This is a genomic window from Saccharothrix sabaoui (genome assembly GCF_051756985.1).
Lineage (GTDB): Bacteria > Actinomycetota > Actinomycetes > Mycobacteriales > Pseudonocardiaceae > Actinosynnema.
Genome location: NZ_JBPKJK010000050.1, coordinates 42110 through 55367, shown reverse-complemented (window position 1 = coordinate 55367; position 13258 = coordinate 42110). Strand labels below are relative to the sequence as shown.

Annotated in this window: 12 protein-coding genes; 4 read left to right on the top strand and 8 right to left on the bottom strand. The window is 71.6% G+C overall.

The window, feature by feature from the left end; genetic code table 11:
• The 4 genes from ACR807_RS17930 to ACR807_RS17915 all read right to left on the bottom strand — a co-directional run.
• Positions 1 to 352, bottom strand: a 352-nt coding sequence (locus ACR807_RS17930) for a DUF2304 domain-containing protein (RefSeq protein ID WP_438922470.1), incomplete at its 3' end; no start/stop codon positions are given.
• A 1-nt stretch (position 353) separates the two neighbouring features.
• Positions 354 to 1043, bottom strand: coding sequence for a polyprenyl-phospho-N-acetylgalactosaminyl synthase PpgS (gene ppgS, locus ACR807_RS17925; RefSeq protein WP_438922469.1), 690 nt, complete (start codon positions 1041 to 1043; stop codon positions 354 to 356).
• Between the two features lie 49 nt (positions 1044 to 1092).
• The gene (locus tag ACR807_RS17920) at positions 1093 to 2229 is read right to left on the bottom strand and encodes a glycosyltransferase family 4 protein (RefSeq protein ID WP_438922468.1); all 1137 of its coding nucleotides are present in this window, start codon (positions 2227 to 2229) and stop codon (positions 1093 to 1095) included.
• Between the two features lie 9 nt (positions 2230 to 2238).
• Positions 2239 to 3543, bottom strand: coding sequence for an MATE family efflux transporter (locus ACR807_RS17915; protein WP_438922467.1), 1305 nt, complete (start codon positions 3541 to 3543; stop codon positions 2239 to 2241).
• Positions 3544 to 3727: 184 nt separating this feature from the next.
• Between ACR807_RS17915 and ACR807_RS17910 the strand changes: the two genes are divergently transcribed.
• The 4 genes from ACR807_RS17910 to glf all read left to right on the top strand — a co-directional run bounded on the left by ACR807_RS17910 (position 3728) and on the right by glf (position 9751).
• Positions 3728 to 5671, top strand: coding sequence for a DUF6541 family protein (locus ACR807_RS17910; protein ID WP_438922466.1), 1944 nt, complete (start codon positions 3728 to 3730; stop codon positions 5669 to 5671).
• Positions 5672 to 5908: 237 nt separating this feature from the next.
• A complete protein-coding gene (locus ACR807_RS17905; RefSeq protein ID WP_438922465.1) occupies positions 5909 to 7552 on the top strand; it encodes a glycosyltransferase in 1644 nt (547 codons plus the stop codon).
• Complete coding sequence (locus ACR807_RS17900; RefSeq protein ID WP_438922464.1) at positions 7549 to 8451, top strand: glycosyltransferase family 2 protein; 903 nt, start codon at positions 7549 to 7551, stop codon at positions 8449 to 8451. Before ACR807_RS17905 ends, ACR807_RS17900 begins: the two co-directional genes overlap by 4 nt.
• 112 nt (positions 8452 to 8563) lie before the next feature.
• A complete protein-coding gene (glf, locus tag ACR807_RS17895) occupies positions 8564 to 9751 on the top strand; it encodes a UDP-galactopyranose mutase (RefSeq protein WP_438922463.1) in 1188 nt (395 codons plus the stop codon).
• A 204-nt stretch (positions 9752 to 9955) separates the two neighbouring features.
• On the opposite strand, the gene ACR807_RS17890 is transcribed toward glf, so the two are convergent.
• From ACR807_RS17890 to wzt, 4 genes are all read right to left on the bottom strand, one after another.
• Positions 9956 to 11053, bottom strand: a complete 1098-nt coding sequence (locus ACR807_RS17890) for an SdrD B-like domain-containing protein (RefSeq protein ID WP_438922462.1) — start codon at positions 11051 to 11053, stop codon at positions 9956 to 9958.
• A 165-nt stretch (positions 11054 to 11218) separates the two neighbouring features.
• Entirely contained in the window at positions 11219 to 11437 is a 219-nt protein-coding gene (locus ACR807_RS17885; protein ID WP_438922461.1) for a hypothetical protein, read from the bottom strand.
• Positions 11438 to 11530: 93 nt separating this feature from the next.
• Positions 11531 to 12427: a galactofuranosyltransferase GlfT1 gene (gene glfT1, locus ACR807_RS17880; RefSeq protein WP_438922460.1), complete on the bottom strand. Its 897-nt coding sequence runs from the start codon at positions 12425 to 12427 to the stop codon at positions 11531 to 11533.
• Between the two features lie 3 nt (positions 12428 to 12430).
• Entirely contained in the window at positions 12431 to 13246 is an 816-nt protein-coding gene (gene wzt, locus ACR807_RS17875; protein WP_438922459.1) for a galactan export ABC transporter ATP-binding subunit Wzt/RfbE, read from the bottom strand.
• Positions 13247 to 13258 lie beyond the last annotated feature (12 nt).

The following is a 13258-nucleotide window of genomic DNA, read 5'->3' as shown; positions in this document are numbered from 1 at the left end:
CCGGCTTCTCGGCGTCCTCGATCTCGGGCGCCTCGGCGTTGCGCAGGGCGATGGCCCGCGCCAGCCGGGCGTAGCGCAGCTCCAGCTCCTTGAAGCGCAGGTAGGTGTTGATCGTGGCGAAGCCGAACGCCACGATCAGCGCGTAGAGCAGCAGGTCGGTGCCGCGGCCGACGCCGACGAGCTCGGCGAGCCTCGACACCGCCGCGGGCTGGACGACGGCGACCGCCGCCAGCACCAGGAACAGCACGAAGCCGATCTTCACGCTCGCGGCGGTCTTCGTGGTGCCGTGGTGCTTGAGGAAGAACACCAGCAGCACGACGACCGCGGCGATGAGCAGGAACTGGATCAGCATGTCAGCGCCTGGACCCCGTCTTGAGAGCCGTGTCGAACAGGATGTTCACGCCGTTGATGAGCGACTGGCCCTTGGACATCGAGTACTCGGTGTAGAGGATCTCGACCTGCTCCTCGGAGACGCGCCAGCCCTTCTGGGCGATCATCTCGACGATCTCGGAGGCGTGGCCCATGCCGTTCAGCGTGATGCGGACCTCGTCCGCGACCTTCTTGTTGAACACCCGCAGCCCGTTGTGGGCGTCCGACAGCTTCAGCTTGCGCAGCCGGGGGCTGACGGTCACCACGGTCCGCAGCACGACGCGCTTGAGCAGCGGGATGTGCGAGGCGTCGCCCTTGAACCGGGTGCCGACGATGATGTCGACCGGTTCGGCGCGCAGCCGCTCCAGCATCCGCAGCACGTCCACGACCTGGTGCTGGCCGTCGGCGTCGAACGTCACGAAGTACTCGGCCCCCTCCTGCCGGCGGGCGTACTCGACGCCCGTCTGGAGCGCCGCGCCCTGACCCAGGTTCACCGGGTGCTGCACCAGGTGCGCGCCGGACGCGCGGATCGCGTCGGCTGAGCCGTCCCGGCTACCGTCGTCGACGCACACGATGTTCGGGAACGTCTGGAGCGCGTTGCGCACCACGTCGCCGATCACCTGCGCTTCGTTGTAGACGGGCACGACCAGCCAAACGTCGGACTGGTCCGCCACGGCGGCCTCCCTGGCGAGTGAGTCGGATGGGGGGTTATACCCGAACAGGCTAGCGCGCCGCACCGCGCCGGCCGTCGCCGACCAGCATGGCGGAGAATTCCGCGATGGCCCGGTCCCAGGAGAAACGGGCACGGGTCGTCTCGCGCAGCTTCGCCGCCCGCGTCACCCGGTCGGGGGACGTGAGGGCGTCTTCCAGCGCCCTGGCGAGCGCCCTGGGGTCCTTGGCGGGCACGAGCCACCCGGTGACCCCGTCGTCCACGATCTCGGCCGTGCCGCCGACGTCCGTCGCCACCACGGCGCAGCCGATGGCCGACGCCTCCAGCACGGTGGTGGGCAGGCCCTCGGTCCAGCTCGGGTTCACGAACACCGTCGCCGCCGCCATCTCGCGCAGCGCCGTGTCGTGGTCGACCGCGCCGAGGAACTCCACGTGGTCGCCCAGGCCCGCCGAGGACACCCGCGCGCGCAGGTCGGCGGCGGCCGGGCCGTCACCGCACAGCCGCAGCCGCAGCGGCACGCCCCGGCGGTGCAGCTCGGCGGTCGCGTCCACCAGGTCGGCGACGCCCTTGCCGTTGATGAGCCGGCCGACGAAGCACGCGGTGGCGGGCTCGGCCGACGGGTGGCCGACCAGCTCCTCGGGCAGGTCGATGCCGCGGTGCAGCACGCGGGCGTCCCGCCCGGCCAGCTGCCGGGCGAACACCGCCGCCGCGCCGGACACGGCCACCACCTGCTCGGCCCACCGCAGCACGGGTTGGCTGGTCACCCGGTCGACGACGGCGGCCGCGAACCGGACGAAGCCGTTGCCGCTCTGCACCGGCGTGGAGCCGTGCTCGACGTGCAGCCGGCGCAGCCCCGCCCGCTTCGCGAACAGCGCGGCCCACACGTGCGGCCAGTAGAACCGGGTGTGCGTCATCAGCACGGTGTCCGGGCCGCACAGCGCGCGCAGGCGCCTCGTGAAGCCGGGGTTCGGCACGGGGTAGTGGGAGATGAGCTCGAAGCCGGGCCAGCGCACGACCGTCCAGCGGTCACCGAGCCGCTCCTCGCCGGCCGGGGCCCCGACGGCCGAGGTGAACACCGTGATCCGGAGGTCCGGGTCGGCCTCCAGCAGTCGCCGGTGGAGCTCGTGGGCGTAAGCCTCGACGCCACCCTTGTGCGGTGGGTAGTAGGCGGGCATGTCGACCAGGTGCACGGGACGAACCTAAGCCCTGTCCCGGTGCCGGAGGACGCCGGCCCAGGCGAGCACGGCGGCGACCAGCCACGCGGTGGTCATGCCCAGCGCCACGCCGACGACGCCGAGCCACAGGCCCAGCACCGCGACCAGCGCGACCTCCGAGACGAACTGGACGGTGCGCACCCGCGGCCCCAGCCACGCCCGGCCGCTGGCCTTCGCCGCGACCAGCGCGGTCTGCCCGGTGGCCAGCAGGAACGCGTAGGCGAGCAGCAGCAGCACCACGGGCCGCAGCCCGTCCCACGGCGTGCCCAGCGCGGCCGTCATCAGGTCGGCGGGCGCGACCAGCGCGAGCAGCGCGAACACCGCGCTCACCGCCGCCGCCCCGGCGCTGACCAGCATCGGGGCCCGCACCACCTCGCGCGCCGGGCGGCCCGCCAGGTGCGCCAGCAGCGCGTTGCTGATGCCGATGAACAGCACGGTCAGCGCGGTCACCGGCACCAGCGCCTTGCGCAGCAGGCCCAGGCCGTCGATGCCGGTCACCAGCGCGGTCACGCCGAACGTCGCCCACGTGCCCGCGGTCAGGTACACCGCGTCGATCAGGAACCCGGGCAGCAGGTCCCGCCGGTCGCGCAGCCACGACCGCACCGCGCCGAACGCGAACGGCGAACCGGTCAGCAGCACCGCCGCGACCGCCACCGGCACGCAGCCCAGCGCCCACACCAGGTACGTCGAGGACGCGCCCAGCGCGCCGACCAGCGCCACGCCGCCGACGCCGCCGAGGAACAGCAGCAGCCACGCCGCGTTGAGGCCGAGCGCCTTGACCGCGGCGCCCCGCGCGTAGGCGACGTACCGGGCGTGGTCGAGCAGCCCGGCGAACGGCGAGGCCAGCGCCTGGACGAGCACCAGCGTGCGGGCCGGGCCGTCGAGCGCCAGCCCGACCGCGAGGCAGCCCACGCCGACCAGCAGCCCGAGCGCCAGCGAGGTGGCCGCCGCCCCCTGCCGCGCCCGGTCGTCGCCGACGGTCTTCGACACCAGCAGCGGTTCCGCGGCGAGCGCGCGGCTGAGGTACCACTGGCCGATCTGCACGATCGCGACCAGCGAGAACACGCCGAACTCGGCGTCGGTCGACACCGGCGCGGCGACCATCTGCACGGCGAACGTGATGGCGCTGAACAACAACTGGTCGATCGCCACGGCGGACTGCCGGACGCCGGTCGCGGCCAGGGCGCGCAGGCCGGCGAGCCGCGACGGGGACGCGGACGGCGGGCCGTCCTGCTCACCCTGCTCGCCGGGCCTCGGGCGACGGGTGGGGGGCGTGTCGGCCGCCGTCACGAAAATCCTCTCCGGCGCGGGATCGGGCGGCCCCACTGTACGGCGTCGCCCCGGCCAACCCGTCGTCGGCGAGGGGTGCGGCACAGGTAGTCTGCCGTCGCGGTGGCCCGGGACCCGGCGCCGAAGTACCGCGCGGTCCTGGAGCCGACCTGCTCCGACGCCGAACCGACGGGTTGCTATCGCGATGAGTGCTGCGCTGCTGGTGTTGCTGCTGCTCTGGATCCCCGGCCTGCTGTTCGGCGCGGCCGTCCGCCTGCGGGGGTGGGTCCTCGCCGCGGCGGCGCCCGCGCTGACCTACGGCCTGGTCGCGATCGGCGGTCTGGTGCTCGGCGAACTGGGCATCGCCTGGACGCTGTCGACGTTCGCGGTGTGGGTGCTGATCGCCTCGCTGGCGCTGTTCGCCGTCGCCTGGCTGGTGAACCGCCGGTGGCCGGCGCGCGTCGACGACGACGAACCGCGCGTCTCCACCCGTGGCCACCTCGTCGTGGGCGCGGGTGTCGCCATCGGCCTCGCGGTCGGCGCGGTCACGTTCCTGCGCGGCATCAGCAGCCTCAACCGGCTCGCCCAGGACTGGGACGCCCCGCACCACGGCAACCTGGTGCGCTGGTTCGCCGAGCACCAGACGTCCCTGGTCTCCACCGCGGGCACGATCAACAACCTGCCCGACACCGCGCACTTCTACTACCCGCCGACCTACCACCAGTTCCTGGCGCTGCTGCTCGACCAGTTCGGCATCACCATGCCCCAGGTGCTCAACTCCGGCGCGCTGGCCACGGTGCTGGTGTGGCCGGTCGGCATCGCCGCGATGGGCCTGGCCTGGAAGCTCCCGGCCCGGGTGGTGGCCCCCGCGGCGGCCGTGTCGACCTGGTTCACGCCCTTCCCGTACGACTCGATGTGGCGCGGCCCGCTGTGGCCCTACGTCGCGGGCATCGCCCTGCTGCCCGCCGTGCTGGCCCTGGTCACCTACCTGGTCAAGCCGCGCGGCATCATCGGACCGGTCGCGTTCGCGGTGTCCGTCGCGGCCCTGGTCGGCCTCCAGCCGAGCCTCGTGTTCCTGCTGGCCGGCCTGATGCTGATCATCCTGCTGGCCTGCCTGTTCCGGTTCGTGCCGATCGACTGGAAGCGCGCGTGGCCGACCCTCGCCGCGACCGCCGTGGTGGGGCTCGTGACCGCCGTGCCGCTGCTGCTGCCGTCGATGGCCGCGGCGGCCGGGGTGTCCGAGTCGGTGTGGGCCTCCGAGGCGACCCCCGCCGCCGCCTTCGGCCAGATGCTGACGTTCTCCGGCGTGGTCGCCTTCCCGCAGTGGTGGCTCGGCCTGCCCGCGCTGTTCGGCATGGTCGTCATGCTCAAGCGGCGGGTGATGGTGTGGATGGTCGGCGTCTGGTTCGCGTTCGGCCTGCTCTACGCCGCCACGGTGTCGCTGGAGTCGCCGCTCATCCAGACCCTCACCGGCTACTTCTACAACGACCACTGGCGGCTCGCCGTCATGCTGGCGCTGCCCGGCGCCATCGGGTTCGGCGTGGCCGTGGTCGCCTTCGGCACGTGGGCGGTCGACAAGGTCGGCGCGCGGGTGCCCGCGCTCGGCCGCTCGCCGTGGGCGCCGGTCGCGGCGAGCCTGGCGTTCTTCCTGTTCATCTCGGTCATCAGCGGCGCCTACATCGGCCGCAACAGCACCCGGCTGTCCGTGGCCTACCAGAACGGGGCGACCGTCAGCGACGCCGAGGTGGCCGCCTACCACTGGCTGGGCGAGCGGGTCCAACCGGGCGAGCGGGTGGCGAACGACGTGTTCGACGGGTCCGCCTGGCTCTACGCGGTGGCCGGCGTCGAGCCGATCGTGTGGACGTTCAACGGCGCCCCCCAGGGCACCCCGAACACGTTCCTGGTGAACCACCTCAACGACCTCAACACCGACCCGAGGGTCCGCGAGGACCTGGACGAGCTGAAGATCAGGTACGTCATCGTCGGCAAGGGCTTCGTGCGCGGCAACCTCCGCACCACCCCCGGCCTCGTGGGGCTCGACGGCATCAAGAACTTCACCGAGGTGTTCCGCAACGAGGGCGCGGTGGTCTACGAGATCGCCGGCCAGGAGGACGTGGTGCGGACCGCGACGACGGACGCCGGCCGCTGACGCCGCGGCGGGCGGGCGCGGGCCGGGCATCACGATTCCTGATCGGGTGATAGAAAGAGCGGAGCGCGCCGCGCGGAGGGGTGGCCACGTGCGCGACGACAGTGGCCCGTCCCGCCGTGGGGGTGCGCGGCAGCACGCAATCCGCACGGCCCCACCGGCGCGCCGCGCCGGGTGGGTACCATTCGACCGCTCGGCTCCCGTTCGCGGCGAGCGCCGACCCGACCCACCACGAGAGACGTGACGGACAACCTTGAGAACCCGCGGCCGCCGGAGATCTTCGAACTGATCGACGCGAGCGGCCTAGGACTTGACGGCGACCCCACGCTGCTTGACGACCGCGAGCGGCGTCTCGTCGAGGGCGCGGCCAACTTCCACGCGCTCGCCGAACCCGGCAGGACCTTCCGGTTCACCGTGCTGCGCGGTCCGCGCGGCGCGATGCCCTCACTGACGGACGAGGACGTCCGCAGCATCGAGTGGAGCGACGACCGCGAGGTCGTCGGTTCGCTCGTCGTGCGCAGCAACGTCCACACCACCCGCGAGACGAACGACGCCGACGGCCTCGTCGACCTGGCGATCGACCTGGGCGGCGAGCCGGAGACGGCGTCGGCCTACCACCAGCTGCCCGGCCTGCTCGGCAAGGTCCGGCGCGGCGTGCGGTTCTTCGCCCCGGTGCCGTTCGACGTCCTGCGCCAGGCCCGCACCGACCTCACCGAGCGCCGCTACCGCAAGCGCGACGTGCCGCGGAAGGCGCCGGTCCGCATCACGCGCGGCGCCAGCGCCACCGAGGCGGGCACGGTCCCGGCCATCCTGTTCGGCGTGCACTGGCTGGAGCTGGGCGGCGCGGAGCGGTTCGCGCTGGAGACCATCCAGCTGGCCAAGGACGCCGGCTTCGTGCCGATCGTCGTCACCGACCAGCCGTCCACGCACCCGTGGATCACCCGGCCCGAGCTGGAGGGCGCCGTCGTCGTCCCCCTCACCAGGCCGGTGCAGCCCGAGCACGAGGCGGCGTTCCTCAACGGCGTGCTGACCACGTTCGACGTGCGGGGCATCCACCTGCACCACAGCGCGTGGCTGGCCGGCCGGCTGCCGTGGCTCAAGTCGGTCCGGCCGGACATCCCGGTGATCGACACCCTGCACATCGTCGAGTGGCGGACCGGCGGGTTCGTGGACATCTCGGTGCGGATGACCAACGTCATCGACACCCACCACGTCATCTCGCCGATGCTGCGCGACTACCTGATCGGCAAGCACGGCGTGGACCCGGCGCGGGTCAAGCTGGCCACGCTGGCCAACCTGACCACCGGGGGCATCGCCCAGGCGCCCGCGACCAGGCAGGGCGGGCCGTTCACGGTCGCGTTCGTCGGCCGGTTCACCCAGCAGAAGCGCCCCTACCTGTTCCTCCAGCTCGCCGCGGCCCTCAAGGACTCCGCGCCGGGCGACGTGCGGTTCATCGTCCACGGCGACGGCGAGCTGTCCGGCGAGGTGCACGGGCTCGTCGGCAGGCTCGGCCTGTCGTCGGTGCTGGAGCTGCGGACCTCGGAGCAGCCGGTGTCCCGCACCCTCGCCGACGCCGACGTGCTCGTCGTGTCCTCGGACAACGAGGGCCTCACGCTCACCTCGTTCGAGGCGACCGCCGCCGGCGTCCCCGTCGTGTCCACCGACGTGGGGTCCCAGGCGTCCCTCATCGCGGACGACCTGCTCGTGCCGCGCCACCCCTACCCGTTCATCTCCACCGCGGCCGAGCGCATCCGCACGATGATCGCCTCGCCGGAGCAGCGCAAGGCGTGGCTGGACGAGCAGGCCGCCAAGGCCGCCGCGTTCGCCAAGCTGCCCGACGCCCGGACCTGGGTCCGCGAAACCTACGAAGGATGGCTCCCGTGAGCACCGTTGCCGCCGTTGTGGTGACCTACAACCGCAAGGACAAGCTCCCCACGGTTCTGGACCACGTGCTGGCGCAGACGCAGAAGCCCGACCTGCTGGTGATCGTGGACAACGCGTCCACCGACGGCACGGACGAGGTGCTGAGGCGCTACGAGGGCACCGACGGCGTGGTGCTGCTCCGGCTGGAGGAGAACACCGGCGGCGCGGGCGGTTTCGCCACCGGCATGAACAAGGCGTACGAGCTGGGCGCGGACTTCGTCTGGATCATGGACGACGACTGCTACGCCAACCCGGACGCGCTGGAGGCGCTGCTCACCGGCCTGGCCAAGGCCGAGGAGACGATGGGCATGCAGCTGCCCTTCGCGTGCTCGCTGGTCAAGTGGGTCGACGGCAGCATCTGCGAGATGAACAACCCGGTCACCACCTGGGACTGGGGCCGGCTCATCTCCAAGGGCCAGGAGTCGGTGCTCGTGCAGCACTGCTCGTTCGTCTCGGTGCTGTTCCCGCGCTGGGCGCTCACCAAGCACGGCCTGCCGCTGCGCGAGTACTTCATCTGGTTCGACGACCAAGAGTACACGCTGCGGCTGAGCCGCGCGTCCGGCCCCGGCGTGCAGGTGCTGTCCAGCGTCGTCGTGCACGACCTCGGCGTGAACCGCGGCGTGAACTTCAGCGACGTGAACGCGTCGAACATGTGGAAGTTCGAGTACGGCGCGCGCAACGAGGCGTCGTTCCGGCTGCACCACGAGAACCCGGTGGCGTTCGCGAAGTTCGTGCTGCGCGTGCACCAGGGCCTCAAGCAGGGCCACGTGCCGCTGGGCCTGCGCGCGAAGCTGTTCAAGAAGGTCGTCGAGGGCGTCAAGTTCAACCCGAAGCCCGACATGCCGCGCTCCGTGCTCTGATCGTTTTCGTTGCTGTGCCTGGAAAGGGCCGCGTCGTTCGCCGGCGCGGCCCTTTTCGCGCGCCCAGGGGGCGTCCGCGTCACGGGCGGTCACTGCCGTACGCTTGCTCGGCGTGAGCCTCGCTGGATTTGATCTGATCGTCGTCGGTTCCGGGTTCTACGGCCTGACGATCGCCGAACGCACCGCGTCCCAGTTGGACAAGCGCGTGCTGGTCGTGGAGCGCCGCCACCACATCGGCGGGAACGCCTACTCGGAAGCCGAGCCGGAGACCGGCATCGAGGTGCACCGCTACGGCGCGCACCTGTTCCACACGTCCAACAAGCGCGTGTGGGACTACGTCAACCGGTTCACCGACTTCACCGGGTACCAGCACCGCGTGTTCGCGATGCACGACGGCCAGGCTTACCAGTTCCCGATGGGGCTCGGGCTGATCTCGCAGTTCGTCGGCCGCTACCTCTCGCCCGAGGACGCCCGCGCGTGGGTCGCGGAGCACGCCTCGGAGATCGACTCCAAGGACGCGAAGAACCTGGAGGAGAAGGCGATCTCGCTCATCGGCCGCCCCCTCTACGAGGCGTTCGTGCGCGACTACACCGCCAAGCAGTGGCAGACCGACCCGAAGGAGCTGCCCGCGGCGGTCATCAGCCGCCTGCCGGTGCGCTACACCTTCGACAACCGGTACTTCAACGACACCTACGAGGGCCTGCCCGTCGACGGGTACACCGCGTGGCTGGAGAAGATGGCCGACCACCCGAACATCGAGGTGCGGCTGGACACGGACTTCTTCGACATCCGCGACGAGGTCCCGGCCGGCACGCCGGTCGTCTACACCGGCCCGCTGGACCGCTACTTCGACTACAGCGAGGGCTGGCTGGGCTGGCGCACGCTGGACTTCGAGCAGGAGGTCCTGCCCATCGGCGACTTCCAGGGCACCCCGGTGATGAACTACAACGACGCGGACGTGCCCTACACCCGCATCCACGAGTTCCGGCACTTCCACCCGGAGCGGGACACCTACCCGACGGACAAGACGGTCATCGTGCGCGAGTTCTCCCGGGCCGCGGAGAAGGACGACGAGCCGTACTACCCGATCAACACCGCCGAGGACCGGGCGAAGCTGGAGCGCTACCGCGAGCTGGCCAAGCAGGAGGCCGCGGAGCGCAACGTGCTGTTCGGCGGCCGGCTCGGCACCTACAAGTACCTCGACATGCACATGGCGATCGGGTCGGCGCTCACCGCGTTCGACAACCGGATCGCCCCGCACCTGACCGAGGGCAAGGCGCTGGACGGCTCGCTCGACTGACCGTCCCCACGACGTGCGGAACGCCCGGCCGGAGTCTCCCCCTCCGACCGGGCGTTCGCGTTCACCGGGGTCCCCGTGCCCCGCGGGACCATCGCGGCCCACCGGCCCCCGGTGACCCGGCGCGCGGGGGTTGCGGTCCCCCCGCCGCGCCGGGAGGTGCGGCACCGGCCCCCTGACCCGGCACCGCACGTCCCCCCGCGCGGGTCAGACCCGCTTGCGGCGCGCGGCCCACAGGGCGCCGCCACCGCCGGCCAGCATGCTGCCGCCCAGGCCGATCAGGCCCAGCGCCGAGGCGCCGGTGTCGGCGAGCGGCGCGCTGTTCCTCGCGACCGGCACGACGGCGGGCGCGGTCGTGGTGGTCGTCGGGGCGGGCTCGGTCGTCGTCGGCCCGGTCGTGGGCCCGGTCGTCGGCTCCGGCGTGGTCGGCTCGGTGGTGGGCTCGGTCACCGGGGCCGCGACGGCGCTGAAGGACTGCGACATGGTGTTGTTCGCGAGGTCCGGGTCGGAGGCGCCGAACACGCCGTCCCACACCTCCAGCGTGATGTCGGCCGCGTCGACGGGCTGCTCGACGACCACGCGGGCGCCGAGGAACTCGATCAGGCCGGGGGAGCGGCGGTCGTGGAAGAAGCCGGTGACCTCGTTCGGCGCGTCCTCGGCCATGTAGACGGGCATGCCGCCCAGCCGCTCGACCTTCCGCAGGCCCGCCGGCAGCGTCAGCTTGCCGCCGAACTGGTCGTTGGCGTTGCCGTTGAAGTAGGTGCTGCCGACGATGTCGACCACGTCGCCGACCTGGTAGGTGTCCTTCGGCGCGCCGCCGCCCGCCGGGTGCACGATGATCTGCGACGTGCGGTAGTCGTTGCGGGCCAGGACCAGGCCGCTGTCGGCGTTCTGCTCGCCGGCGAGGAAGGTGGCCTGGCCGGTGGCCGCGTCGAAGTCCGAGCCGCCGGGCAGCCACCCCTTCATCGGGGACCGGCCGTGGCCGTCGAGCAGCGAGCGGTCCATCGAGCCGACCCGGTAGCTCAGCCCGGCCACCAGGCCGGTGAAGGTGTAGCGGCCGGTGGCGTCGGTCTGGACGGCGGTGTCGGAGTCGACCAGGTACATGGTGTGCCCCGCGAAGCCGGGCTCCCCGGCGTCCCGGACGCCGTCGCTGTCCTGGTCGAGCCAGGCGACGCCGGAGATGGTGGTGCCCGCGTCCTGCGCGGCCACCCCCTCCTCGGCGAACGCCGGGGTCGCCGCGAGGGCGAGCGGTGCGCTGACGGCGGCGACGACGGCGGTTCTGCGAGCGGTGGTCCAGATGTTCATGGTGGTGCTTCCCCCTGCGTTGTTCCCCTGCCGCGGAGTTCCTCCCCGCTGACAACACAAGAATGGCACCGCCTGCTCAAAAAAACCTCTGAGCCGGCTTTCAGTTTTCTTTGAGGAATGGGAAGCAACCCGCGTGGGGGGTCATGCGTCCTCTGGGGAATCAGATTACACGAAATGCGCCGCGACGACGTGCGCGAAGTTCACCACGAAGTCCCGGCCGTCCGCCGTCCGCACCGCGTGCGTGTGCCCGTTGCGCACGACCTGGACGAGCCTCGACCCCAGGTCGGCGACCTCGTCGTCCGGGACCTTGATCGAGATGGGGTTGGGGTTGGCGGCGAGGTGCAGCACCAGGGTCGCCGTCCTGCGCGCTTCCGACGAGTTCATGCGCCCAGTCCACCGGTGTCGTCACGGCGGGGCAAGACGGGTTCGCCGGCAGCGATTCCCCGGAAAGCGGAACCACTGCCGGCGACACCGGCGTCACTTGCGGAAGAAGCGTTCCCGCTGCCCGAGGCGGACCAGCTTGAGCCACTCGACGAACGCCTTCGGGTCGCGCCGCACGCCGAGGAAGTACAGCCCGAACCGGGCCAGCTCCAGCAGCCCCAGCTTGCGCATCCCCGGCTGGGAGAGCAGGTAGCCGCGGTTGCGGTAGGTGTAGTAACGCTTGACCGCGTTCTCCGGGTCCTGGGCGTGGAACCGGCCGCCCAGCATCGGCTTGAACTCGTCCGAGCCGTCCGGGTGCAGGTAGGCGACCTTCAGGCAGGTGCCGAAGGGCAGGCCGGTGCGCACCATCCGGCGGTGGATCTCCACCTCGTCGCCGCGGAAGAACAGCCGGTAGTCCGGCACGCCGATGACGTCGATCGTGGAGGCGCGGAACAGGGCGCCGTTGAACAGCGACGCGATGCCCGGCAGGAAGTCCGTGCCGAGGTCCTCGGTGCGGCGCTTCCAGGTCAGGCCGCGCCGCAGCGGGAACGCCAGCTTCTCCGGCCGGTCGATGTTCGACACGACCGGCGAGACCGCCGCCAGCTTCCGCTTCTCGGCCACGTCCAGCAGGACGGCCAGCACGGTCTCGTCCGCGGGGCGGCCGTCGTCGTCGGCGAGCCACAGCCAGTCGGCGCCCAGCGACAGCGCGTGCAGCATCCCGAGCGCGAACCCGCCGGCGCCGCCGAGGTTGCGGTGCGAGGCCAGGTACGTCGTCGGGATCGGGCACTGCGCGACGAGGTCGTCGACGGGCTGGTCCGGTCCGTTGTCCACGACCACCAGGTGGTCCAGCGGCCTGGTCTGCGACGCCAGCACCTTGAGCGAGTCGGCCAGCAGTTCACGCCGGTGGCGGGTCACGACGACCCCCACGACCGACCCCTTCGGCAGTGCGCTCACGGCCTACTCGCCACCGTTCCCGCTCAGGACCCGCGACTGGCCCACCCGGTCCAGGGTCTCCTGGCTCAGGTGCTCGTAGGGGTCGCGGCCCTTGTAGGCGGTCAGCACCTCGCGCAGACCGTCGTGCATCTTCACGCGGCCCTCGTCCATCCAGATCGCCGAGTCGCAGAACTCCACCAGGAACTCGTCCGAGTGGTTCGCGAACACCAGCAGGCCGGAGCGCTTGACCAGGTCCTTGAGCCGGTCGCGCGCCTTGGCCATGAACGCCGCGTCGACCGCGCCGATGCCCTCGTCGAGCAGCAGGATCTCCGGGTCGATCGAGGTCACCACGCCCAGCGCCAGCCGCACCCGCATACCCGTCGAGTAGGTGCGCAGCGGCATCTGGAGGTAGTCGCCCAGCTCGGTGAACTCGGCGATGTCGTCGACCCGCTTCTCCATCTCCCGCCGGCCCATGCCGAGGAAGAGGCCGCGGATCATGATGTTCTCGTACCCCGAGATCTCGGGGTCCATGCCGACGCCCAGGTCGAACACGGGCGCGACCTTGCCGACGATGCGCGAGCTGCCGCGCGTCGGCTCGTAGATGCCCGCCAGCAGCCGCAGCAGCGTGGACTTGCCCGCGCCGTTGTGGCCGACCAGGCCCACCCGGTCGCCGTGGCTGAGCGAGATGTTGATGTCGTGGAGCGCTTCGATTATCGGGACACGGCCCTCGGAGCCGATCTTGCCGCCGACCTTGCCCAGGGCGAGCTTCTTCAGCGACCTCGACTTGGCGTCGAAGATCGGGAAGTCGACCGAGGCGTTCCACACGTCGATGCTGACCATTGCTTACGGCCT